Raw genomic sequence first — 23,221 nt, 5'->3', positions numbered from 1 at the left:
TCATTTCGGCGCCAATACCATCAGCATCTGGCGGCCTTCAAGGCGGGGGAAGGCTTCGATCTTGGCGATCTCTTCCACATCGTCCTGCACCCGCTTGAGCAGGTCCATGCCCAGATGCTGGTGCGCCATTTCGCGGCCGCGGAAACGCAAAGTGACTTTCACCTTGTCGCCATTGCCGATAAATTTGGTCACGTTGCGCATCTTCACGTCATAATCATGCGTGTCGATATTGGGACGCATCTTGACCTCTTTGATGTCCTGCGTCTTTTGCGACTTGCGCGCGGCATTGGCTTTTTTCTGCGCTTCGAAGCGGTATTTGCCAACGTCGAGGAATTTGCACACCGGCGGGTCCGCATTGGGGGACACTTCGACGAGGTTCAGGCCCTTTTCGTTGGCCTGCTCCATTGCTTCGCGGGTGAACATTACGCCAAGGTTCTCGCCTTCGTCATCGATGACGCGGACTTTGGGAACCTGAATGAAATTGTCGTAGCGAGGGCCGCTTTTAGTAGGCGGGGCCATCGAACGCCGAGGTGGACGGGCTATGTGTGTTCTCCTGTTGTAGCCAGAGTCTGTATGCGCGCTATTTAGGGATGAGAGCGGCGAAAAGCCAGATGAGTCTTTATTTGTTTTGTGTTTGTTTGTTTTGCGCTCCCACCTCCGTGGGAGCGTCCTCGCTAGACGTCCGTCGCTCGAAACAAGTTCGAGCGACGGACCCGCTGCGGGCGGGCGGTCGCCCTTGCGGCGCTACGCGCCGTGCTCCGCGACCAAGCCGATAACTGGGACCAGGTTCTAGGCGCAAGATGGATGGCTTGGAATGGTTGTGAGGCGTAGCCGAACCAGCGCGCGACTGCGCGCCGCCGCCCCTGCGGCGAAGCCAAGCGGGCCGGACGGCCCGCGCCCGGCGTTTGAGGGCGCAATAAAAAACTAAACCCCTTTCCGCCACAAGGGAAACTTCACCAGCTTCCCCTTCGCTGGCAGCACGGCGTCGATTTCCTGCGCAGGGCTGAGTGCCTCCAATATCTCCGGCGAACCCGCATCCATGCCGCCTGTATAGGCACCAAAAGCGGGCAGGATCATGCGCTCCGTCTTCTTGGCGCCTGCCTGCTCGCGGCTGCTTACGACGGCGCACGGGCGGGCGATATGCCGCTCGCGCACCCGCACGCGCATTTTGGGGTGGTAATGGCCGGAGAGTTCGGGGCGGCTCTCTCCGCGCTTGGCCTCGTGCCGCAGGATGATGCCGCTCAGCTCCATCTCGTCGGTCATATGTGCGCCAAAAGAACGGGCCATCGCCTCATCATGATTGCCGGTGATCCAGACCCAATCGAGCGCGCGGGTGAGCGCCTCCAGCATTCCGGCGGCATAGGGATCAAGCCGCGAAGTGCCTTCGTCATCGTGGAAATTGTCACCCAAAGTGATGACCCGCCGCGCGCCCGTTTGCTTCACCGCGTCGGCAATCCGCTCCAGCGTTTCGCGGCTGTCATAAGGGGGGAGCATCTGGCCGCTTTTCGCATACCAGCTGCCTTTTTCCAGATGCAGGTCCGCCACCAGCAACGCCCGCTCGCGCGGCCAGTAGAGCGCGTTCCCCTTGGTCAGCACAAGCTCTTCGCCTGCAAACTCCAGCGGAGCGCCAGAATCAGGCTTGCCAGAATCAGGTGGGAACGAAACGGGAACCATGCGTCTCACTTGCCCGCGCATGACCGCTTTGGCAAGGGTTCAGCGGGCAAACCCGGTTGACTTGATTTGTGTCAAAGCAGATGGGCCGGTCTTGCTTTCTAGCGACCGGCGGCAAGACGAAACGGGACGATAATATTATGAGCGACTGGGCAGCACACACCGACAAGGCCCGCGTATGGTTCGAAAGCCTCCGCGACCAGATTTGCGCCGCGTTTGAGGAAATCGAGCGTGAGGCGGGCTCTGATGCCAGCTTTGCCTACACGCCGTGGCAGCGTTCTGAAGAAGGCAATGACAATCCCGGCGGCGGGGTGCAGGGCCTGATGAAGGGCAAGGTGTTCGAGAAAGTCGGCGTCAACGTCTCGACGGTGCGCGGCAACTTCCCGCCCGAATTTGCTGCCAGCATCAACGGTGCTGATCCCGACAATCCCGGCTTTACCGCCACCGGCATCAGTCTGGTCGCGCATATGGCCAACCCGCATGTCCCTGCGGTGCATATGAACACGCGGTTCCTCACCACGGGCAAGGCGTGGTTCGGGGGCGGGGCGGACCTCAATCCGCCGATCCCTTATGAGGAAGACACCGAGCAATTCCACGCCGCGATGCGCGCGGCCTGCGCGGGTCACAATCCGACCTATTACGAGCGCTACAAGAAATGGGCGGACGAATATTTCTACATCCCCCACCGCGAAGTCCATCGCGGCGTGGGCGGGATATTCTACGACCATCTGGAATGCGATGACGAGGCCGCGTTCGAGCGCAACCTCACCTTCACGCAGGATGTCGGCAAGGCCTTCCTCGACATCTTCCCGGCGTTAGTGCGCAAGCGGATGGGAGCGGATTTCACTGCCGAGGACGAAGCGCGCCAGCTCGAATATCGCGGGCGCTATGCCGAGTTCAATCTGGTCTATGATCGCGGGACTTTGTTCGGCCTTAAGACCGGCGGCAATATCGACGCAATCCTGATGAGCCTGCCGCCAAGGGCGACTTGGAGTTGATTTGCCAGTCCTCTGCTGGCGAATAATTCGGACAATAAATACATGTAGATCTGTAACGGGGTCATTCCTGTTGCAATGACTTGTCATGTTACAAAAGTTTTATTGACTCCGAGAAAAAATTTGTCAGCCTCCAAATCGTCAATTGGGGGGAATAAATATGGCAAAATCTACAACAACCAGCGGCGGAACTAAAAAAGGCTCCACAACCGGAACAACACGTACCCGCAAAGCTGCGACTAAAGCAACGGCGCAGCAAAAGACGGCTGTCGCGGAATCGGGTGAAGTTGCAATTTCGGAGAAAGCGGCGGTTGCGGCTCCTGCAGCAGTTGAATCTCAGTCAAACGAGATTGCTCGGATGATCCGTGCGATGGATAGCCGTCTTGCGGCGATCGAAGCGGCAAGCATGGATAGCGTTGCATCGAACAAAGCGGCAGGTGCTGCGGGAAATGGCGGCTGCGGCGAAGGGGCATGCTGCTGTTTTGATGTTGTGATGTCCCGCGCCAGAGTGATCCGCGAGCAGCAAGGCCTTCTAGAAGTCGGTGATCGCGATCTGGGGCCGCTCGATATCACGAACAAATACATGGAAATGCAATTCCATGTGAAAGCCGAAGGGTTGAGCGCGCTTTGGCCCAGCCTGAACAGTTTTGTGCAGATGAACCGCAAATCGGGCTGGGTTTCTGTCGGCGCTAAGGTCGGAAAATTCACGGTCCAAGGCAGCCGATCAATTCCCGTAATGAGCGAGGCACGCGAAGTGGATACGGCGCTTATCGAATGGCAATCCGAACATGGCAGTTCCGAAACCGCCTATCTCAATCTTCGCTGCGGTTGCCCCACGGTGCCTGTGATTCTGAGCATTCCGCTCACCGGTGGCGGATCAGGCGGCGGCGTGGTCGAGGTCGAAGTAACCGCTGTGGAGACTTGCTGCGACACTTGCTGATTACGCCGCGCTGGCCTCCGTCTCGCGCTCTGCACTTTCGCTTGGCTGCGCTTCATCGACAGTGCTCTTGCTGAGCCATTGGTCCAACGCCGCCTCCAGCCGCTCTAGCGAAACCGGCTTGGACAGATGCGCTTGCATGCCTGCGTTGAGGCAGTTCTCAACGTCGTCGGCAAAGGCATTGGCGGTGAGCGCAATGATCGGCAGTTCTTCGGGTGTAACACCGTCTTTGCGCAGCCGCTGGGTCGCCTCCAGCCCGTCCAGACGGGGCATTTGCAGGTCCATCAGCACCAGCGAGAAGGGGCGACCGATTGCGCGCGCATGCTGGATCAGCGTGACCGCTTCGATCCCGTCTTCGGCGCATTCGATCTCGTGCCCCAATCGCGTTCCCATATCGGTTATGAGCTCGCGGTTGATGTCGTAATCTTCGGCCAGCAAGATGCGTGCATTGTGCTTCGACCCCGAACGGATGGGGGTGGGGCCATCCTGTTTGGGGCCCTTTTCGGGCGCAGCGCAGCCGACCAGCGGAACCGTCAGCGTAAAGACTGACCCTTCGCCCGGTTCGCTGCGCACAGTCAGCGTGCCGCCCATTAATCCGGCGAGTTGGCGGCTGATCGCGAGGCCCAGCCCGGTGCCGCCGCGAGTGAGGGTGGCGTGCGAACGTTCCTGCGTAAAGGGATCGAAAATCTCGTCCTGCATGCCTGATGCAATGCCGCAGCCTGTGTCGCATACAGCAAAGCGCAGCTTGCCCTCGACACAGCTGGCGGACAGCGAGATGCCGCCCTCATCGGTAAACCGCACGGCATTGGCGAGCAGGTTGCCGAGCACCTGCCGAAGCCGCAGCGCGTCGAGCACGACATGGCGGGGCAGGTCAGGCGACGTATCATAGACCAGCCCGATGCCCTTTTCGCGCGCGGCAGGTTCGGCCATCTGGGTGACGCGGTAGAGCAGGTGCATCAAATCAACCGTGCCAGGCGTGACCTCGACCTTGCCCGCTTCGATTTTCGACAGGTCGAGAATGTCATTGAGCAATGTTTGCAAGCTCTTGCCCGATTCCACGATCAAGTCGATATGCCGTTTTTGCTGGGGGTTGAGCTCGCTGTTGTGGAGCAATTCGGCAAAGCCCAGCACGCCATTCATCGGGGTGCGGATTTCGTGGCTCATCCGGGCAAGGAAGGTGCCTTTTGACCGCGCCAACGCCTTGGCCTCGTCGCGGGCCTCGCGCAGCTCGCGCTGCATCTCCTCTTCATCGCTGCGATCACGGATAACGCCGAACAGCGCGGCCGGTGTGCCGTCGGGGGCGCTTACAACGCTGGCGCCGGAATCGACATGGCGGGTGACGCCATCGGCCCCGATCAGCCGCGCCTTGAAAGCGTAGGGCTGCCCGCTCGAACGCGAGCGCTCGATCTTTTCCCGCACGGTTTGCTGGTCATCAGGGTGGTAGAACGAGATCGCATCTTCAAGCGGCGGTGTGCCTGCTGGCTTCAATCCGTGAATGGCAAAGGTGGCGTCGGACCAGAACACTTCGTTGGTTACCAGATCGAGCCGCCAATGGCCGACTTTGGCATGCGCCTCTGTCATTTTGAGCCAGCGCACCTTGTCCCTCAGCCCCTGCAGGCTCGCAGCGCTGGCAGCGGCCTGCGCGGAAAACTGCATGCGCACCGAAAATTCGCGCAGCCCCAGCGCGGTCGCTCCAAGGCCCAATACCAGCAGCGCAGGTTCCACAGCGAGGAGCGCGGAAGAGGGGCTGATTGCGGCATGAAGGGCAAGGGCGAGGGCCGTCAAACCGCACCCAAGCGCGGCAAAGGACAGTTTGGCGGCTAAGGCGCCAGATGATGCTTGAGACAGTTTGGCCATCCTGCATGACTAGGCGAACTCGGCTTTCCAGCGGTTTCAACGCAGCCTGCGCAGAAGGTCCTAGGCACTTTCCCGCAGGGGAGGGGCAAGAACCGCTTGCCGGTTTCGCGTGCGCAGCACATATTCAGCGGGATGCTGCGCCAATATGAACTTGTAGAACGGGTCAAAAGCTACGACCCCGATGCCGACGAGGCTGCGCTTAACCGCGCCTATGTCTATACGGTGCAGAAACACGGCACGCAGAAGCGCGCCAGCGGCGATCCCTATTTCTCGCATCCGGTCGAGGTTGCGGGCCTGATGACCGACCTCCAGCTGGACGAGCAGACGATCATCACTGCGCTGCTCCACGACACGGTCGAGGACACGCTGGCAACGATTGACGATATCGAGAAGCATTTCGGTCCCGAAGTCGCCAGCCTTGTCGACGGTGTGACCAAGCTTTCCAAGATCGAGGCCATGCCCGAGGATGAGCGTGCGGCGGAGAACCTGCGCAAATTCCTGCTGGCGATGTCCGAGGATATCCGCGTGCTGCTGGTCAAGCTGGCGGACAGGCTGCACAATATGCGCACGCTGCACTTCATCAAGAAGCCGGAAAAGCGCCAGCGGATCGCGCGCGAGACGATGGATATCTACGCGCCGCTCGCTGAACGTGTGGGCATGTATGAATATATGCGCGAGATGCAGGCGCTGGCTTTTCGCGAGCTGGAGCCCGAGGCCTACTCCACCATCACCAAACGGCTGGGGGAATTGCGCGGACAGGATGGCGGGCAGGTCGATGCGATCGCGCTCAAGATCAAACAAGCGCTTGCCGAAGCAGGGCTCAAGGTTGAAGTCACAGGCCGCGAGAAACACCCGTTCTCGATCTGGCAGAAAATGTCCGAACGCCATGTGAGTTTCGAGCAGGTCACCGACATCATGGCCTTCCGCGTGCTCACCGAAACGATCGAGGATTGTTACCGCGCGATGGGCGTGCTGCACACCGTGTGGCAATTCCTGCCGGGGCGCTTCAAGGACTATATCTCGACGCCCAAGAATAACGGCTACCGCTCGCTTCACACCTCGCTGATGTACGAAAATTCGATGCGGGTCGAAGTGCAGATCCGCACCCGCGAGATGCATGGCCGCAACGAATTCGGGCTGGCCGCGCATTGGGCTTACAAGCAATCGGACAAAGCCGACGGGCAGGTCGCCTGGCTGCGCGATCTGATCGAGATCGTCGATGCGAGCCACGATGCCGAGGAACTGCTCGAACACACGCGCATGGCGATCTATCAGGACCGCATCTTCGCCTTCACGCCCAAGGGTGCGCTGTTTCAGCTGCCCAAGGGATCAACCGCGGTCGATTTCGCCTTTGCGGTGCACACCGATCTTGGCCTTGCGACAGTGGGCGCAAAGATCAACGGACGGCACATGCCGCTGCGCACGCGGCTGGAAAATGGCGATGTGGTGGAGATCATCAAGGGCGGGGAGGCAGAGCCGCAACTTGCGTGGCTGGGCTTTGTCGTCACCGGAAAGGCGCGCGCGGCAATCCGCCGGGCGGTGCGCCTGAAAGAGCGCGACGAGATTGCCGAAATCGGCTCGAAGCTGTTCGACGAGATCGCCATCCGCGTGCCTGCGCGGATCGGCAAGAAGGCCATTCGCGCGGCGGTCAAGCGGCTGGATATGGAGGAGCCGGACGACCTGATGTTCGCCATTGGCTCTGCCAAGCTGACCGACCGCGAAGTGATGGAAGCTCTGGTGCCGGGCTGCACGGCGGAATTTGAAGAGGAAGATGACTGGTCGCGGCGCGAACGCCAGATCTCGATCCGCGGGCTGACGCCGGGTCTGGCCTTTGAGCTGGCCGAATGCTGCCACCCAGTGCCGGGTGACCGGATCGTGGGGCTGCGGCGCAAGGGAAGCCCCGTGCTGGTCCACGCAATCGACTGTCAGGATCTGGCTGACGGGGTCGATACCGACTGGCTTGATCTCAGCTGGGGCCAGCGCTCGCAAGGCGCGGTCGGGCGGCTGAATGTGACGCTCTATGATCGCCCTGGTACGCTGGCGGAAATGGCGGGCATCTTCGCCCAGAACAAAACCAATGTGACGAGCCTTGTGCAGACCCAGCTCGACCATCCGTTCACAACCTACGAGATCGACGCCGAAGTGCAGGATCTGGCCCACCTGAGCCGCATCTTGAGCGCGCTGCGTGCGAGCGATGCCGTGGCGCAGGCGGACCGGATGTAGGCGCGGCTAAAGCGGCGTGACTTCGACGCTGACTTCATCGCCTGCGACGATATCTTCCGCCTTCATCACCTTCTTGCTGACCAGCAGGACCCATTCGCTCTGCTTGTCCTGCGGAAAGACGCTGGTTTTCCATTCCGTCTCCCCGATCCGCGCCATGACTTTGACCGATCCGAACCCGCCGCGCTTGCCAAACTCGAGCTTGTGCATCAGCGCATGGCCCGCAAGCGTCTCGGCCTCAGCTCCGGTGAAGCTGACAAGGTGGTAGGTCCCGCGGTCCCCCTGCCAGCGGCGCAGGGGGAGGGATGCAGTGATGGTTTCAGTCATGTGTTCAGTAGATCGTCATTGCGAGCGTAGCGAAGCAATCCATCGACCGTCAGTCTGAACTGAGAAGTTCGGGTCATGGATTGCCGCGTCGGCTGCGCCTCTTCGCAATGACGGATATGAGGCATCACTCCTTATCGTCCGAAACCACCCGCACCGGCACAGGGATATTGCAGATATCCGCGCCGCCGGCTGGCACGATGAAGAACGGGTCACGCCGGTTGGTGCGCGCCTCGGCATAGCGGGCGAAGGTTGCCCCTTCGGTGGAGAGATATTCGAAACGCGGCTGGTGGGCTGCGGGCAAGTCGGCGGCGACGCGGATGGACTGGATCGGCGTGCGCAGTTCCGCCTCTTCATCGGTGTAGAAGCCCAACGCGCCCGACCCACGCGGCAGCGAGGAGAGATGCTCCATCCCGCTGATGATCCGTCCCACCAGCGCGATATTGCGATCGAGATGGCGCGGCGCATGGCCGATCACCGTGTAGAGCTCCGCGCCCGAGCCGGTGTCAGGTGAGTAGGAGCGCCCAACACCGACCATGCCGTAGCAATGGACGGGCCAGACGCCTTCCTCCCGCGAACCACCAAGGGCCCAGCCGCGCCCTATGATCGCGGCTGCGGAATATCTATCCCGCAAAAACATTTCATCGGCATCGAAGGGCGCTTCAGGCGGGTTGTTGATGTCGAATCCACCAGCGATCGCACCATTTAGAACGGCGCGTTCGAATTGTTCAGGACCAGAAAATGCCGAGGGTGGTCTCGCGACATAATCCTCCTCCCCCATTACATTCAGCCCCTCGGGCAGCGGCTTGGTCTCCACCTCGCCGCTCTCAGGATTGTCGTGCCCCGGATCGCCCCATTGGACGACGTAATTGTCCTGCACGCGGTTGACCGAGATGCCGTCATACCACTCGGCGCGGGCGAGCGTGCGGATGTTCTCCACCCAGCCCTGGCTGAAGGGTGCGGGCATCAATTGCAGGATCACTTCGCGTTCCCGCCCCTGCGCATCGGGGGCAAGCGTCATCACCAGCAGGTCTTCAGCTGCAATCGCGACCCACTCATCCGCCGAAGCTTCCTCGACGATCTGATTGGGCGAGGGCGCGGCCTCCGGCTCGTCCTGTGCCAGAACAATCGATGGTAGCGCGAGCGCGGCAATGGCGATGGTCAGTTTCTTCATGGCGCGACCCTGCCACGCGATTGTGCCTTGCGAAAGTGGCAATGCGTGGGTATCCGCGCCCATTCCCAACCAGGAGATGCGGAGCGGTGGCCGAGTGGTCGAAGGCGCACGCCTGGAAAGTGTGTATACGGTAACCCCGTATCGTGGGTTCGAATCCCACCCGCTCCGCCACCTAGTCCGCCGCTTTCCAGACATAAGAGACTCATGCCGCCAGAACGCCCGAGTTCTGGGGGATTTCGGCCACGACTCCGTACTATAGAATGGGAGCAAATGGCGATAGCGGCCATCTCTCTCCCATCTTTCTCTTTGCGGTTAGCGGCTAGTACGGGATCGAAAATTCCGTGTTTTTCCCTGTTTCTGGGCAAGATGACAGGCTTTGAAATTGTAGGTTTGTTCAACCCATTTGCCAGCTAATCTCGCAATTTTATGAGTTTATCGGGTGTTGTCAGACTAACGTGGCATCTGGCGGCGGATGTCGCTAGCGGCGCGGAATGAGCCGTCAGTCGAGAGCCAAACCAGCCAGCCCATTCAAACGCTTCAATTCATCGCCTGAGGTCATTCGTCTGGTTGTGATGATGTACATCCGCTTTCCGCTGAGCTTGCGGAATGTCGAAGATCTGCTTGCCGAACGAGGTATCGACATTTGTCATGAAACGGTGCGGTTTTGGTGGAACCGGTTCGGTCCGATGTTTGGGGCTGATATCAAGCGCCAGCGCATCAGCAGAATGCGCGGCTTCAGAAATTGGTGCTGGCACGTCGATGAGGTTTTCGTAAAGATCAATGGCGAGACGCACTACCTTTGGCGCGCGGTCGATCACGAAGGTGAGATCTTGGAAAGCTATGTCACCAAGAAACGCGATAAATCTGCGGCTTTGCGATTCTTCAAGAAGACATTGAAGCGGCACGGCAAGGCAGAAACGATCGTGACCGACGGGCTGAAATCTTACCCGGCAGCGATGCGCGAACTGGGAAATCTCGAACGCAGAGAGATGGGCAGGTGGCTCAACAACCGGGCAGAGAATAGCCATCTTCCATTCCGACGAAGGGAGCGAGCGATGCTGAGGTTTCGACAGATGAAATCACTTCAGAAGTTCGCTGCAGTTCACGCCAACGTCCACAATCACTTCAACCTAGACCGTCACCTCGTGGACAGACAGACTTACAAAGCAAACCGCTCAGCTGCCTTGGCTGATTGGCAAAATCTTGTGGCTTGAGAACCAACTGGGATAGGGCGAGCTATACTAGGTGGAGACGAGTTCGCGTTAGACTGACAGCACCCCCGCCGCTAATAGTCCGTGGGCGACGATCAGTTCATAGAGGGCTGCCATGCGGTCACGACTTGGCTTATTCAGCCTTTCAACTAGCTCTACGGACCAATCTGAGGGCACCGCGTCGCGAATGGCATCTAGCCTGTCTTGGATGCTCCGTCGGCTAAAGATCATCGGGCGCTCCACGTGAAAGGCAAGTGCCTAGCTCATTCTAGAATAGCCAACGGTGTTCAGGTATAAGTCGAAAACGTCAACCAGCCTCCAAAATTTCCAAGTACGCAAAATGCCAGATTATTCCGGTTAACAGGTCAAATCCTAGACAATCTGGTTTAAACTGAGAGGATGGCCGGATTGCATAGTCGCTTTCCCTATCCCAGCTCCCAAAAGCCGCCAGACTGCAATCGGCCCAACTCAAGCCATCATTCAGCGACCGAAATTGGGGGTGAAAGGAGACATTCAAGAGGTGACCTGCCCCTTTAGGGTGTCCACCGGTTAAGTTAGAGTTCCGGCGGATGTGGTCGCCCGGCTGGGCGGCCTGAAGCGTAGCGTAAGGGAGTCCAACAGGACGAGGCAAGATCGTTCGTCGAGCCAGCGGATAACCACCGAAATCTCATCGAACTTACCCTCATTTTTGCACCAGCGTTGCGTACCCATCGGCAAGCTGTCGAAGCGAGAGTGAATTGGGATAGGCAACGGAGAATTTAACCTGGTCCATCGCTCAAAATCGATTGAATCCTGGGAGAATGGGCCGCTTTGAACACGGCATCGGCCAATTGTTTCGATGATGCGCCGTCGGGTTCGGCCGCTAGAACCAGAATCAATTCATCTTGGATAAGAGGAGGCGCTGTTTGCAAGGTCACGTACGCATCTACCACACGCCTATGAGGCTCCGCGAGATCGCTGGTCAGTGAAGCCAGGCGCATCAATCCGGTCCCGGAATTGCCATACGCCTTTTGAAGCGTGAGCACATCTCCATCGGAAATGACTGAATTCAAAGATGACCAACAAGGTGGAGAAGCCTGTTCATATACCCGCGGCGGGAATGAGTACATCATCACAGAAAGCTGATCGATGCTTGTAATCGTCAACAAGCCGCCGAAAGTGACTCTGTCGTATCTACGTAGCTGTGTCCTGACCTGCTCCTGGTCGCTGATGCCAAGTTCCTTCGCGTAATAGGCATACAGTTCCGGCTTTTTGAATTTTTCCCAGCAATTTCCGTCAGCATGTCTGATTTCATGCAAGAGGCCTAGTGCATGACCAAATTCATGCAGCACGACATGCCTTTTCATCTCGTTGCCGCCCGACACAAGTCTGGAGAGTTGTAGGTGCATGGTTGGGATTCCGAGCTTTGCATATGGGCGCGCACTTCGCCCGACCATCGAACCCGATGGCCTCTCATCGATCTGTACGGCAACAGCGTACTCATTTCCCGAACAGACATTCGGATTTTCTAGATCACCGAAGTCAAAATCGGGAACGCCCGGCACCGCGTTCCATTCAGCGGCGATTTCTGCGATTTCCGACTTTAGTGACCGAGCCTTTTGATCAGATAGTGCGAACTGCGCATCGATGCCCAAAAAACAAACGGGTATCCTATCAATCTGCCACGCCGCTAGATTCTCAAACAAACCCTTTAGAGAACGAAAATCTTCCGCATCGCCGGCTGTTCTCCAGTCAATACGCTTAAGAAGGATCGATTGCGCACCATCTTTTAGTAATGCCGAACGACTCTCTCCTAGTGGCAGCTCCAAGAACCAACCAGGCTCCACTTCAGGCCCCAATACGCTTCGTGTAGAGGGGGATATTTCGTTTTTTTGCTGGCTTAGAACTTCTTGTGATGGTATCGAAAAGGCAAAACAGAAAGCAATAATCTGAATGAATCTACTGGACATTTCAAGAGCCTCACAATAAGTGAAGTAAGTGCAGGGGGTATCATGAGACACAAGCTATTTCGAGTCTTGCTTTTACCGGTTCTATTAGCCGGATGCGCTACATCTCTGGAGACAAGGCCAGTCTCGCTGCAGCAGACACGAATAGATGGTGTTCCTTATGCTCTGCCGGTTTTGCAATTAGAGGCAACGGCTACACATCGCTTAAAGAAATGCGAGCTGTTCACGCCGGGTCAGCCTGGGTTCGACGCATCGAATGGAGCATCGACCGTGACGCTTAAGGTCGACTTCGAGACCGAGGTTGAAATTTCGGCTAAATACCCTGCATCCGAGTATTTTGTTCTCGACTATGCTGCGCTGTCTTCCGAGACGAAGACGTCAAGTTTCAAGGTGACGTTCCACGAGAACCGGATGATCAGTGCGGTCAACGTTGCGGCTCAGGATCAATCGATCAACATCGCAGTTGAAACGCTAAAGGCGGGCTTCGCAATTGCCAGGTTGGCGACGGGTGTGCCGGTGCCGATGGGGGCTCCCAATCTCCGTGAGCAAGCTTTTGCCTCTTGTCCAATGGCGACAGTTGCGACGAACAGGCTTGATGACAATGGTCAAGTCGTTTTCGAGCAGCAGCCGCTGGTAGAACTAAGGGCAAAGATTGCATCGGACCGGAAAAGTAAGGTTGAAGCGCTCGCATCCGTCAACACGCGTTTGGCTGCGTTGAATGCAATCGACGCCGACAAACTCTCCGACGCTCAAAAAGACCTGATCGGCACTCTGACTGAACAGGGAAAGGCGCTGGCAGGGGAAATCAAGAAGTTCGACACCCAGATTGCAGAATTCGACAGGACGCTGGCCTTTTCGGAGGTGTTTGCATGGCGCCCATCCGGGGTAATGCCGGAAACAGGATACCAGTCCCGAGAATTCGATTTCCGCGAGAATGACGCGACCGATATTGCGGGCGGCATAGCTCGACAGGCATGGATCAACAAACTTTTCAATCAGAAGGATAATCCGGCTTTTGGGGTGTTCTTAGGAACAATCGATCCAAGTCTATGCACGGATGACGCGCCCTGTGACATGGGAAGGTTCGGACCAACAATTGCACGCGAACTTTCCATCACAATCCAGCTCCGAACCCAGGGCTTTGGCCTAGATGACGCCAGCGTCGATGCTGTCCGGGGGCGGCTTGGTTTGGCCTCAAGGGACGAGGATGAACCAGGAGGTCAGTTAGATCACGTCGCCGGCATAGTCGCCCGGCAACCTGTTCCGGGCCAGGTTATCGTATGCACGGGCTACGGTGTCCCTTGTTCAACGACTAGCGCGGGCAAGGTTGTCGAACAGAATGTGAGTGTGCCGCAGCTGGGGGCCTATATCGTGCTGCCGTTCTCGAACGGCTTCGGCCAAAACAATGTCCTCAACGCCACCTTCAACACGACCGGCGAGCCCACGATGGTTGAGTACAAAGAGAATAGCGCGGTGGCTCTCGAAGCGGCCCAGGCCGCAGGCTCTTCCGCCAACGCGCTGAACTCTTTACTGCAGGATATCGGGACCACGAGGGAAGCGGACGCCACCGCCGCGGCGAACGAGCCGTTGGAAGAGCTTCAACGGCAAGTCGGCCTTCTCCAACAGCAGCAATTGCTGAACCAGTTGCAGGAACAGATAAATCCGACCAACCCCGTCACAATCTTGCAGCAAGAAGTCTCAGTTCTCGAGCACCAAGTGCGGATTGCGGAGCTACAAAGCAATTTGAATCCGCAGGTCGACGCTTACGCGAGCAGGCTCCAGGATCTACAGCGTCAGCTGGAGCTATTGCGCCTACAGGTCCAGATAGCCGAACAAGAGCAGCTCCTCTCACCATGACATCCGGCTCTTTACTGCTGGGATTTCGACGGAATCCAGAGACAGAGATAGCTCGCCAAGACGCCTGAGTTGAGCAAACCAAAATAGAGTCTGCCCAAAGGCAAAGAAAGTTGCCTTTCTATTGTCAGCTTCTGGGTCGTGACCAGCCGATCCGCTTCTGGGTGGCGACCTGACTAAGCAGACAGACCGCTCATCGGCGGTGTCCGCGTTCCTATGATTGTCAACTCATGGAGGTGGAAGCCGACTTAGAGCTTTCAGCACTGCCACCCAACCTCAACCTCCATCTCTTCAGCTGAGCATTCTCTTGGCATTGAAGTGTTCTTTGCGTTTTATCGTCCGATCCCGCTCAAGTTCGCGCAGCACCGATTTCCGGCTCCAACTTCCTGCCGCGTTGAAAGCTAGATTGAAGGAAAGGCTAGTTTCAGCCGGCATTGCGCCTGAATTCGCGCGGCGAATGGCCGAAGCGCGCTGTGAAGGCGCGAGTGAAGGCTGCTGCTGAAAGGTAGCCCGTCCCCGCCGCAGCCTGCTGAACGGAACATCGCTCATCCTCGAGCAGTGCCAGCGCCTTTTGCAAGCGCCATTCCGACAGATAACTCATCGGTCCAATGCCAATCAATTCGCGGAATCGGTCAGCAAAACTGCTGCGTGACATGCCGACCTCGCTTGCCATCGACGCCACCGTCCATGGCTGCTCGGCATCTTTGTGCATGAGCTCAAGCGCGCGCCCGATCTGCCGATCAGTAAAGGCTGAGAGGATGGATTGCATCTGAGGCGTCTGGCCGATGCCCAGCCGGATCAGCTCGATAAAGAAGATCTCGGACAATTTGGTAGCGGTCGAAGTCAGCTCACTCTCATTGTCAAACATGTGTCTGGTCAACAGGCGCAGGATCTCATCCAGCCAGACTTCGCGTGCACGCATGGCGGAGGATGTGACCAGATAGTCGGGAAGAGCGCGAAGGATCGGGTGATCGGCACCGCGACGGAATGTGAAATGGCCGCAGATTAGCTGGGTCGAAGCATCGGGATTACCGCGCCCGACTGACAGCACACCTTCACCCTCATAACCGGCATCAGCAAGGACGCTTTCGAGTGGAGGGGCCTGCGAGACCGGCTTGTCGGCGAGGATGTGGGAGCGTCCCCGCGGAATTAGGATCAGATCGCCCTGAGAAAGCTCGACAGTGTCGCCGTTCTCGATTGCTACATCGCAACCGCCTTGCACGCACAGATGAAATCTGGCTGCTTGTTCAAGGTCCGGGACCTTCACCGCCCACGGCGAATTGAAGTCGGTGCGGAAATACAGGGCGCCCTTCAGATTGAGGGTGCTGAGGATGTCGTCCAACACATTCATTGGCTTGTCCCTTCCAATTGCGAACGTGCCGCCCGCCGCTTTTCTATGGCGCGGGATTGTCGGCGACAAACCCGCACATTTGCCTTGCGGCGAGCCATCAATCGCAGCGAGCGGCACGATCAAGTATCGATCACAGACTGACCAGAAATCCAAGTTTGAAACGCATGTCGGTTTCATTCTGGATACCGTTCAAGTCTTCGTGGACCGGAATGGATACAGTTGCATAAGCATTCCACCCATTCGACGAAACAAATCGCGCACCCGGACTGATGAATAGCTGAGTGCCGCCGCTGTTCAAATTGCTCGCGCCATTGATGCGCTCGCGCTCTTCCCATTCACCGTTGAATTCAAGGATCAGGTCGAAAGCATCGTGCCGCTCAAAGGTGCCATCGGAATGGACATGTGGCCCTTTGCCAATACGCCAGCTGGCTGCTGCACCAAAAGCGAAATGGTCGCCCAGATTGGTGTCCTGCGAGCCTTCGGTGCGGAACGTGTAGACGCCGCTAGCGTCAAGAGAGATCGGCCCGATCGACCGGCTGATGGCAAGGCCGGCTTTGGGGTCCCATGAGCCGGTGCTGGGCTGGAATTCGGTCTCAAAGCGTGATCCGTCATTCTGCCGTTCACGGACATCGCCGGTCGGGATGCTGAGGCCCGCTATCAATGCCAGGCCGATTGGTGCCTCACGCCGGTCCAGCAGACCAAACTTCGCCCCGATCTGGAGATCGCCGATACCCGCCGCTGTGCCTAGCGTGTGGATCTCGGTTGCAGCGCCGTGGCCCTGCGATCCATGCCCCAGCGATCCGTGCCCGTGCATTGCGTGGTCAGGTTCGGCCTCGCGAATGCCGTCGCGGATGAAATAGGGCAGGGCTGCACTTACGGTTAGATTGTCGCGGACGGCGTAGCTTGCGCTGAACTTTGCGACATAGGCGGCATCAGTGTTGTGCACGCCTTCGAAACCTTCCTCGGCGAAGTGTTCGAGTTCTTCATCAAGGAAAGCATCGTAGTCTTCAACATAGAGCTCGGTTCCGAATGAGACGCTGCCCTGTTTAGGAGTGTCTGCCGAGATGACGGTGATCGGTCCCGATTCCCCGGTTTGGGAATCGACCGCGACATGGTGAGCGAGCGCGCTTGTCGCGCTCAGTACGAATGTAAGCGATGCTGCGGCTGTTAGCCTGAGGTTGGTAGTTTTCATCTTCTTTTCCGGTGGGTTTGTGCACGCCGCGCCCAACCGCGCCGCTTGATTATGCGGTTCGGTTGGACAGGCGAGCGATTGGGTGGGGAGAGTGTGCGAAAGGGCGGCCAGGCAGCACTAGCGGACGGTTATGCGGCCCTTCATCGCCGGATGGTAGGTGCAGATATAGTCAAAGGTTCCGGCTTCATCTGCTGTCAGGGTCCATGACTGGCCCCGTGTCAGGTTACCCGAATCCCATCCCTGAGCTGTCGCCGTGTGCGGAGCGATATCGAGGTTCTTAAACTCGATCCTGTCGCCGCGATTGACCGTTAGATTGGCAGGGAAGAATTTGAACTGCCGGATCTCGACCACGTGCATGACAGGCTCCGATTTGGCTTCGGCCTGTCCAGGCCATGAGGCGGTCAGGCTGACGGCAGCAACCGCCAATATGACCGCAAAGACCAGCACCAATCGGGAGAGAATCGAGAGGCCATTGCGGCGACCTCTCAATCCGATCTGCTTGTTGACCGAGGCGCTCATTGCAGCGCTTCGACCATCTGTTCAGCATGCTGCTCATGCACTTTGAAAACCTGCAATGCAGCGCCGAGCAACGAGCGGAACTCATCATTGTCCACCGCCGGGATGAAAGCGGTTTCGACAGTGGTGTTCACGAATTGGTGATAGCCAAGTTCGTTGGCTGCATAAGCACGGTCGAACTCAGCGCCGTCGAGCGAAGCCAGTTCTTCTCGCTTGTCACGCGCAGCATCGGCCAGTTGGCGGCTGGTTGCGTTATCAACCGGTGTCGCACCCAAACGAGAAAGCAGCGCAAGGGCCTGTTCGTTGACCGCATTGTGGTCACGGATCATCAGTTCGGCGAACTGGCGAACTTCGGGGTTTTCAGAGATTGCGAGCGCGAGATGCGCATAGCGGATGTCGAGATTGCCAGCCGTATAGGCGATATGTGCGATCTCCATGTCACTGGGGCCTTCATCAGCTGCTGCGGGGCTTGCAACAACCACACTGATCATAGCCACGGCGGCGAGGGATTTTGCCAGAATTCGACGCATTGTACTTTCCTTTCATTGAGACTCATATGGATCGATCACTCGAACCACAGTCCGGCTGGCATCGAATTTTCCGGCTGGCCACAGGGCGCCGTCGATCAAAGACGGCGTGCAAATCGCTTTGGACGATGGGCAATGAAACCGTTCCAAAAGGCGGGAATTCCATCGGGTGACTCGGCGTTTTCGTATCGAAGCGAGCGATTCTTGCGAATCAGCGGATGCTCTGCCTGCGCCCAATTTGGGTCAGGGCCGGCGTTAATGAGCGACTGACATTGCAGCGCATCCAAACAAGTTTGCACGCAATACTAGATGTGGCTTCCGCACTGGCGAGGCGGGCATAGCGGTGCCTAGTCAATTGCCAGGCCGAAACTCGGTCAGGCACATTGATAGGAGTCAATATGATTGATGCAAAACTACTGGCCAGGCTTCTGGCCGCAACTTTTGTTGCGGTTGGAATTCTCGGCTTCATCCCAAATCCGCTTGTGAGTCCGGACGGCATCTTCGCCGTCAATACGATGCACAACTTGGTCCATATCGTTACGGGGATCGGCTTTCTCGCCGGTTCAGTGGCCGGAAAATCGCGCGCAACAGTGCTCGGTATCGGCGTCGCCTATGTTGTGGTCGCGATTGTCGGCTTTTTCACAACCAATGACATGCTGCTTGGCATGATCCACATCAACGAGGCTGATCGTTGGCTCCATGCGGGCCTCGCGGTTGCGATCCTAGCTAGCGGCATGCTGTCACGAGAACGCGGGTTTGCATAAGGGACCCTTTTGGTCTCGGTCGCGGGCGGACAGGTAGATCCCGTCTTCCCTCCAAATCCTCGTCCGCCCGCGACAATTTCGATTTTGCTATTTCACACAGCGCGGTTTGTCGCTGCCTGATGATCGGTTCGAAGGTCTAAGCGATGGTCACCGAGTGTCAAAATTTGGGTCGCAAGCGGAACGTCCGCTTTAGATTCTCAGGCGCTGATAAACGGACCGTCCGTTCACGGCCCAAATACGGCCATTTAGCACTGACGCAGGAATTTCGGACCGAAGGTCAAGTCTACTCCGGCGCGGTTGAAGGCCCCAAAATCAGTCTCGAGAAGCTTGCCTGAGCATAGTTGCCGTCGGCCCTGTCGCGTTCCCAGTCACCGGTTCCCGGGCAGCCTGCATACCACATGGAGTCGCCGGTTCGCGGGCTGCACTGGTTGTAAACACCCGCCTTGAAGTAGAGCGAATCTCCGCCGTAGGAATAGGGATTGTCGAGCGCATCGGCCCCCCGCACCAGGCTGAGCTGATGGTTCACAGTGCCAAGGCGTTCGCTGTGGAAAGTCAGGTACATCGTGTTGCGATGGACGTTGATTGTGTAGCTGAAGTCCTCCCCCAGAGCGATGCCGTTCTCGCCCGGATCTTCGTCAACATCCCACGCGTAGCCGAAGACCGGCATCGAAAGGTCCGTACGGTTGGGGTTGTCGCGCGCGAGGTTGCGCTCATAGGTCCAGAAGACCGAGCCGTACTCATGGCCCGGGAATTTCTTGAAATAGATTTTGATCGGCTCGTTGCCGTAGCCAAAGCCGCTTCTGGTGCTGTCATACTTGATCGCGTGGATTTGTCCAACGACCACGGCGTAGGCCGAAGGTTTGGCCGGATCACCCGCATTGAGCGAGACGTGATCGACCCGCAACGTCGCCTCTAGCTTACCGCCAACAGCGCCAAAGCGGTCCGAGTTACGGCGCGCCTCGACAGCGAAGTTGTTTTCGGGATCGTGGGTGCCGATGCGGGTGTTCGTTCCGCGTATCATCTGCCGCAATTCGCTGCGGGCATTGGACGTGTTGGCGGTGGTTGTGCCCATATTGGGGGCGACAAACACCATTCGCCCTTCCTCGTTGAGATAGAAGTAGTCCGAATGTTCGTAATCCTGGATCGCCCGCACGTCGATCTCATCCGGTCGGCCGTCACTATCCGCATCGATCGGGAGCGTGATTTTCCACTGGCTTAGGTCAAAGACACTTCCGGGCACGTCAGACGTGTCATCAAGAGCGACCGCTCCGATTGGAATAGACAGCGCAACGATGCCAGCCACTAGAGCCGACCAGCGACGGTTGGATTTCCAGGAATTAGCCACGACAATCTCTCTTTCGGTTCATTGCGGTGCCACCTTAGCAACTCGTCAAAAATAGAGGCTGAATGGCGTTGGCAAGGCAGGTCTTAGAAACGAAAGCGCCCCGCCAAAACATTGGCGGGGCGCTCATTCGGGCTTATCTGCCCATTCAAGTTTACCTTAGAAGCTCATCGTCGCGCCAAAGGTAATCCGGCGATCCGGAAGGCCCTGGAAGCAAAGCAGCGCGCCGTCATTGACGCAGAACTGCTGAATGTCCGATTTCGTCAGGTTCACACCTTCGACGCCGACGCTCAGGAAATCGGTGACGTCGTAGACGACGCTGGCATTGAGCTGCCCGCGTGCCGAAGTGGTCGTCGGGAAGCCAAGCGTCGAGTTGAGCGATGCGCCGCCAGCCGTGTCCAGAGTGCGGAACGCGTCACGCCAAGTGTAGCGTGCCCGTGCCGACAGACCGAACTTCTCGTAATACAGCGTCACGTTGTATGCGTTTTCGGAGAAGTCAAGCAGGCCCTGTACCGCTTCAACCGGAACGTTGATGCCCGGATTGATCGCCTGGAAGATGTCCTCGCCGCGACCTGAGTTCGAGTTGGTCGCCTGACCACCGCCAAAGTCCTGATAGGTGTAGTTGGCGATGAAGCCAAAGCCCGAAAGGAGGCCCAGCGTGTCTTCGTGCTGTGACAAATCGTATTGGAATGCGATCTCGATACCGGTCTGCGTTGTGTTCGCGGTGTCGTTAATGATCGTCTGGAGCGGTACGCACAGTCCGTTGCCCGGCTGGTCCGAAAGGACGTTACGGTCAGGCACGGGGTTGAAGATACCGCCGCCTTCACACGGATCGGTGATGTCGCGGAAGCCATTGGCGTCCTCGACCGCATCTTCGACCTGAGTCACGAACAGGTTCGTGCGTTCCTTGTGGAACACGCCGACGCTGATGAGCGACTGGGGCGCAAAGTACCACTCGAGCGAAGCATCGTAGGACTGGACCGTTTCCGGAGCGAGATTGGGATTGCCCAATGCCACGGCGTTATTCGGGCCGGTCGGGAACGAAACCGACAGCGACAGATCGTTAAAGTCGGGACGGTTGATGTCTTCGGTAAAACTTGCACGGAAGACCAGATCGTCGGTCAGATCGGCAATCACGTTCACGCGGGGCAAGAACTCGGTGTAACCGCCGCCCGACGTTACTGGCGATGCGACGCCGTTGGCGATCGCGTTACCGAACGAGTCGATCGAAGTGTCGACCCAGCGGAAACCAACATTACCGCGTACGGCACCGACTTCGAAATTGGCCTGTGCGTAAAGTGCGTGGGTTTCCTCTGTTACGCGGAAAGAAGCACCAAGGTTGCTCGCCGCACTCGGATCGAGATCACGGAGCAGACGTCCACCGCCCGCGATGGCAGCCTGGCCACCGGGCGTTGCGTCAAGCGCATCCTGTAGGGTTGCAAACACCGCATCACGATCCGAGAATGCACGGTTCGGATCAATCACGACAAAGTTGCGGAAAGCCAGCGTCCGGCCGTCAAAGGCGCCGAAATTGCTCGGGCCCGGAACGATAAGGTCGCCAAACACCGATCCGTTCGGGCTGTTGGCAATCGCGCCGGTGCCGAAGGTCGAACGCAGCTGGTCGAACTGGGTCGAGCTGTCATTGTACCGATAGCCGGCATCGATCGAAGTGATGAAGCCAAGCATCCCGTCGGCGTCGAACGTGGTGTCGATACGGAAGGCGTCGATTTCGTTCTGCGTCCGGTTGTTGCTGTTGGTCACAGCGTCAAGCACGGTGTTGGCCGGGTTGAGCAGGTCCTGCACAGTCGGCGCAAATGGCGAGTCAAAATCGACACCAAAGGTCAGCGCACCGTTACGAAGGTCGTATATGAACGGAACCGAGTTATCGTTGCTTGAGCCGTCAAGCGGCGTCAGCGGGTTCGGGTTGATGAAGTTCAGAGTTGTGCTGAGGTTTGGGTTCGAAGAGTCTGAGGTGGAGCGCGCGAATTCGACGCGCGTGAAGAACCGGCCCGTTTCGAATTCAGTGCCCAAACGATAAAGTTCCGAAGTCGTGACACGCGCACCGGTATCGCTCGAGAAACGAAGGTTGGGATCATCGTCATCGCGCGCCAGATTAGGCTGGATGGTACCGAACAAGGCTGCCTGGATGCTGCCCAGAGCGACGCCGTCGAGCGATCCGAAATCGACGGTTTCGAAGCCGTCTGGAACGTTGACAGTATCAACTGCACTCACACCCGAAGCCTGGATGCGCGAGGAGTCCTGACGGCGCTCCTGATCGTTGTAGATCACATCGAGGAAGAACTTGAGGCCGGGATTCGGAGCCCATTCAAGCGAACCGGCAACGTTGATCGTGTCGTATTCGAAGTTCTCGCGTTCCTGGTTGAGGAATTGGATGCCGAGGAACGGGAAGTCCGGTCCCGGCGCGCCGGTCGAGGTGACAGCCTGACCCGCAAGGATCGGATTGTCGCGGTCGACACGTGGGCGGAACGAGGTTGCTTCCTGTTCGGTGTAGCTTGCGCTTATTACGAAGCCGATTTCACCGTCGCCGGCTTCCCATACATCGCCAAAGCTGCCGGAGATGCGCGGCGTCACGCTGTCGGACAGCTCGCTATATTCGCCTTGAACACGCAGCGACAAGATCGTGTCGGTGATGTCGAGCGGACGGATCGTGCGCAGGTTGACCGTGCCGCCAACCGAGCCTTCGATTGTGTCGGCAGTTGGCGCCTTGATCACTTCTACAGCCCCGATGATGGCAGGGTTGATGTCTTCAAAGCTGATACCGCCGCGGCCCGTGCCTGCGGAGACTGTCTGGATGCCATTGATCAGCACCTGGTTATCATTGGTACCACGGATCTGCACGCCGGTGCCGACGCCCGCTGTACGCGTGATTTGAACGCCGGTTACGTTCTCGAGCACTTCGGCAAGGTTTTGATCAGGCAGCTTACCAATGTCTTCCGCCTGGATCACTTCGATCAGGCTTTCAGCGTTGCGCTTCTCAGCGAGTGCGCTCGCGAGCGAGCTGCGAATGCCGGTAACGACGATTGTGTTTTCTTCACCCTCGGCAACGGAGGCACCGCTGTCGGCGTCCTGCGCCAAGGCGGTTGCTGGCATAAGTGCGATTGCCGATCCCGTAAGGAGGCCCGTAACGATTCGTGAACGCTTGGCAGACGCTGCGGCGCCGCCCGTGAAGTAACCCATTTTCCTCTCCCATCGCCAGACTTGCATTGGTTGGCTGCGTGAGAGGCTAGTTGCGAGTAAATATTAGTCAACCAATTATGCGGACCCATGATTGCTATTCTGTCATACCAATAATGTAAGATACTAATATTCCTTCGACTTT

Annotated in this window: 18 protein-coding genes and 1 tRNA gene; 7 read left to right on the top strand and 12 right to left on the bottom strand. The window is 57.9% G+C overall.

Annotation, left to right across the window (positions count from 1 at the left end):
• On the bottom strand, nucleotides 1-519 hold the full coding sequence (gene infC, locus Q0887_RS08715; protein ID WP_299194060.1) for a translation initiation factor IF-3: 519 nt from the start codon (nucleotides 517-519) through the stop codon (nucleotides 1-3).
• Nucleotides 520-924: 405 nt separating this feature from the next.
• Nucleotides 925-1,674, bottom strand: coding sequence for a ligase-associated DNA damage response endonuclease PdeM (gene pdeM, locus Q0887_RS08710; RefSeq protein ID WP_299195296.1), 750 nt, complete (start codon nucleotides 1,672-1,674; stop codon nucleotides 925-927).
• Between the two features lie 137 nt (nucleotides 1,675-1,811).
• On the opposite strand from pdeM, the gene hemF reads away from it, so the two are divergent.
• The gene (gene hemF / locus Q0887_RS08705; protein WP_299194059.1) at nucleotides 1,812-2,669 is read left to right on the top strand and encodes an oxygen-dependent coproporphyrinogen oxidase; all 858 of its coding nucleotides are present in this window, start codon (nucleotides 1,812-1,814) and stop codon (nucleotides 2,667-2,669) included.
• A gap of 157 nt (nucleotides 2,670-2,826) precedes the next feature.
• The gene (locus Q0887_RS08700) at nucleotides 2,827-3,606 is read left to right on the top strand and encodes a hypothetical protein (protein ID WP_299194058.1); all 780 of its coding nucleotides are present in this window, start codon (nucleotides 2,827-2,829) and stop codon (nucleotides 3,604-3,606) included.
• Here the strand turns inward: Q0887_RS08700 and Q0887_RS08695 are convergent, their stop codons facing one another.
• Nucleotides 3,607-5,388, bottom strand: coding sequence for an ATP-binding protein (locus Q0887_RS08695; protein ID WP_299194056.1), 1,782 nt, complete (start codon nucleotides 5,386-5,388; stop codon nucleotides 3,607-3,609).
• Nucleotides 5,389-5,592: 204 nt separating this feature from the next.
• Between Q0887_RS08695 and Q0887_RS08690 the strand changes: the two genes are divergently transcribed.
• Nucleotides 5,593-7,683 (top strand): bifunctional (p)ppGpp synthetase/guanosine-3',5'-bis(diphosphate) 3'-pyrophosphohydrolase, encoded by a 2,091-nt coding sequence (locus Q0887_RS08690; protein WP_299195294.1) that lies wholly within the window; start codon nucleotides 5,593-5,595, stop codon nucleotides 7,681-7,683.
• A gap of 6 nt (nucleotides 7,684-7,689) precedes the next feature.
• Here the strand turns inward: Q0887_RS08690 and Q0887_RS08685 are convergent, their stop codons facing one another.
• Both Q0887_RS08685 and Q0887_RS08680 read right to left on the bottom strand, forming a co-directional pair.
• Nucleotides 7,690-8,007, bottom strand: coding sequence for a DUF1905 domain-containing protein (locus Q0887_RS08685; RefSeq protein ID WP_299194054.1), 318 nt, complete (start codon nucleotides 8,005-8,007; stop codon nucleotides 7,690-7,692).
• 124 nt (nucleotides 8,008-8,131) lie between these two features.
• Nucleotides 8,132-9,178 carry a peptidylprolyl isomerase gene (locus Q0887_RS08680; protein ID WP_299194052.1) on the bottom strand — a complete coding sequence of 349 codons (1,047 nt, stop codon included), beginning with the start codon at nucleotides 9,176-9,178 and terminating at the stop codon, nucleotides 8,132-8,134.
• Between the two features lie 80 nt (nucleotides 9,179-9,258).
• Between Q0887_RS08680 and Q0887_RS08675 the strand changes: the two genes are divergently transcribed.
• Together Q0887_RS08675 and Q0887_RS08670 are read left to right on the top strand one after the other, a co-directional pair.
• Nucleotides 9,259-9,349 (top strand) — tRNA-Ser (locus Q0887_RS08675).
• Between the two features lie 320 nt (nucleotides 9,350-9,669).
• A complete protein-coding gene (locus tag Q0887_RS08670; RefSeq protein ID WP_299194050.1) occupies nucleotides 9,670-10,392 on the top strand; it encodes an IS6 family transposase in 723 nt (240 codons plus the stop codon).
• A gap of 755 nt (nucleotides 10,393-11,147) precedes the next feature.
• Here the strand turns inward: Q0887_RS08670 and Q0887_RS08665 are convergent.
• Nucleotides 11,148-12,338: a hypothetical protein gene (locus Q0887_RS08665; protein ID WP_299194049.1), complete on the bottom strand. Its 1,191-nt coding sequence runs from the start codon at nucleotides 12,336-12,338 to the stop codon at nucleotides 11,148-11,150.
• Nucleotides 12,339-12,605: 267 nt separating this feature from the next.
• Between Q0887_RS08665 and Q0887_RS08660 the strand changes: the two genes are divergently transcribed.
• Nucleotides 12,606-14,192 carry a hypothetical protein gene (locus tag Q0887_RS08660; protein WP_299194047.1) on the top strand — a complete coding sequence of 529 codons (1,587 nt, stop codon included), beginning with the start codon at nucleotides 12,606-12,608 and terminating at the stop codon, nucleotides 14,190-14,192.
• Between the two features lie 421 nt (nucleotides 14,193-14,613).
• On the opposite strand, the gene Q0887_RS08655 is transcribed toward Q0887_RS08660, so the two are convergent.
• The 4 genes from Q0887_RS08655 to Q0887_RS08640 all read right to left on the bottom strand — a co-directional run bounded on the left by Q0887_RS08655 (nucleotide 14,614) and on the right by Q0887_RS08640 (nucleotide 17,778).
• Complete coding sequence (locus Q0887_RS08655; RefSeq protein WP_299194045.1) at nucleotides 14,614-15,540, bottom strand: AraC family transcriptional regulator; 927 nt, start codon at nucleotides 15,538-15,540, stop codon at nucleotides 14,614-14,616.
• 130 nt (nucleotides 15,541-15,670) lie between these two features.
• Nucleotides 15,671-16,732, bottom strand: a complete 1,062-nt coding sequence (locus Q0887_RS08650) for a transporter (RefSeq protein WP_299194043.1) — start codon at nucleotides 16,730-16,732, stop codon at nucleotides 15,671-15,673.
• A gap of 117 nt (nucleotides 16,733-16,849) precedes the next feature.
• Complete coding sequence (locus Q0887_RS08645; RefSeq protein ID WP_299194042.1) at nucleotides 16,850-17,251, bottom strand: cupredoxin family copper-binding protein; 402 nt, start codon at nucleotides 17,249-17,251, stop codon at nucleotides 16,850-16,852.
• On the bottom strand, nucleotides 17,248-17,778 hold the full coding sequence (locus tag Q0887_RS08640; RefSeq protein ID WP_299194040.1) for a DUF4142 domain-containing protein: 531 nt from the start codon (nucleotides 17,776-17,778) through the stop codon (nucleotides 17,248-17,250). Before Q0887_RS08640 ends, Q0887_RS08645 begins: the two co-directional genes overlap by 4 nt.
• A 395-nt stretch (nucleotides 17,779-18,173) precedes the next feature.
• Between Q0887_RS08640 and Q0887_RS08635 the strand changes: the two genes are divergently transcribed.
• Nucleotides 18,174-18,539: a DUF4383 domain-containing protein gene (locus Q0887_RS08635; protein WP_299194039.1), complete on the top strand. Its 366-nt coding sequence runs from the start codon at nucleotides 18,174-18,176 to the stop codon at nucleotides 18,537-18,539.
• Between the two features lie 283 nt (nucleotides 18,540-18,822).
• Here the strand turns inward: Q0887_RS08635 and Q0887_RS08630 are convergent, their stop codons facing one another.
• Nucleotides 18,823-19,884, bottom strand: coding sequence for a polysaccharide lyase family 7 protein (locus tag Q0887_RS08630; protein ID WP_299194037.1), 1,062 nt, complete (start codon nucleotides 19,882-19,884; stop codon nucleotides 18,823-18,825).
• A 156-nt stretch (nucleotides 19,885-20,040) separates the two neighbouring features.
• Nucleotides 20,041-23,079 (bottom strand): TonB-dependent receptor, encoded by a 3,039-nt coding sequence (locus tag Q0887_RS08625; protein ID WP_299194036.1) that lies wholly within the window; start codon nucleotides 23,077-23,079, stop codon nucleotides 20,041-20,043.
• Nucleotides 23,080-23,221: the final 142 nt, after the last annotated feature.

The sequence above is a fragment of the uncultured Erythrobacter sp. genome, assembly GCF_947492365.1.
Lineage (GTDB): Bacteria > Pseudomonadota > Alphaproteobacteria > Sphingomonadales > Sphingomonadaceae > Erythrobacter.
The sequence above is the reverse complement of the archived record's forward strand: the minus strand, read 5'-3'. Positions and strand labels throughout refer to the sequence as shown.

What these genes read in the sequence shown, in the direction of transcription:
- infC (WP_299194060.1), bottom strand. Translation starts at nt 519, where the DNA reads ATGGCCCCGCCTACTAAAAGCGGCCCTCGCTACGACAATTTCATTCAG.
- pdeM (WP_299195296.1), bottom strand. Translation starts at nt 1,674, where the DNA reads ATGGTTCCCGTTTCGTTCCCACCTGATTCTGGCAAGCCTGATTCTGGC.
- hemF (WP_299194059.1), top strand. Translation starts at nt 1,812, where the DNA reads ATGAGCGACTGGGCAGCACACACCGACAAGGCCCGCGTATGGTTCGAA.
- Q0887_RS08700 (WP_299194058.1), top strand. Translation starts at nt 2,827, where the DNA reads ATGGCAAAATCTACAACAACCAGCGGCGGAACTAAAAAAGGCTCCACA.
- Q0887_RS08690 (WP_299195294.1), top strand. Translation starts at nt 5,593, where the DNA reads ATGCTGCGCCAATATGAACTTGTAGAACGGGTCAAAAGCTACGACCCC.
- Q0887_RS08685 (WP_299194054.1), bottom strand. Translation starts at nt 8,007, where the DNA reads ATGACTGAAACCATCACTGCATCCCTCCCCCTGCGCCGCTGGCAGGGG.
- Q0887_RS08680 (WP_299194052.1), bottom strand. Translation starts at nt 9,178, where the DNA reads ATGAAGAAACTGACCATCGCCATTGCCGCGCTCGCGCTACCATCGATT.
- Q0887_RS08670 (WP_299194050.1), top strand. Translation starts at nt 9,670, where the DNA reads ATGAGCCGTCAGTCGAGAGCCAAACCAGCCAGCCCATTCAAACGCTTC.
- Q0887_RS08665 (WP_299194049.1), bottom strand. Translation starts at nt 12,338, where the DNA reads ATGTCCAGTAGATTCATTCAGATTATTGCTTTCTGTTTTGCCTTTTCG.
- Q0887_RS08655 (WP_299194045.1), bottom strand. Translation starts at nt 15,540, where the DNA reads ATGAATGTGTTGGACGACATCCTCAGCACCCTCAATCTGAAGGGCGCC.
- Q0887_RS08650 (WP_299194043.1), bottom strand. Translation starts at nt 16,732, where the DNA reads ATGAAAACTACCAACCTCAGGCTAACAGCCGCAGCATCGCTTACATTC.
- Q0887_RS08645 (WP_299194042.1), bottom strand. Translation starts at nt 17,251, where the DNA reads ATGAGCGCCTCGGTCAACAAGCAGATCGGATTGAGAGGTCGCCGCAAT.
- Q0887_RS08640 (WP_299194040.1), bottom strand. Translation starts at nt 17,778, where the DNA reads ATGCGTCGAATTCTGGCAAAATCCCTCGCCGCCGTGGCTATGATCAGT.
- Q0887_RS08635 (WP_299194039.1), top strand. Translation starts at nt 18,174, where the DNA reads ATGATTGATGCAAAACTACTGGCCAGGCTTCTGGCCGCAACTTTTGTT.
- Q0887_RS08625 (WP_299194036.1), bottom strand. Translation starts at nt 23,079, where the DNA reads ATGGGTTACTTCACGGGCGGCGCCGCAGCGTCTGCCAAGCGTTCACGA.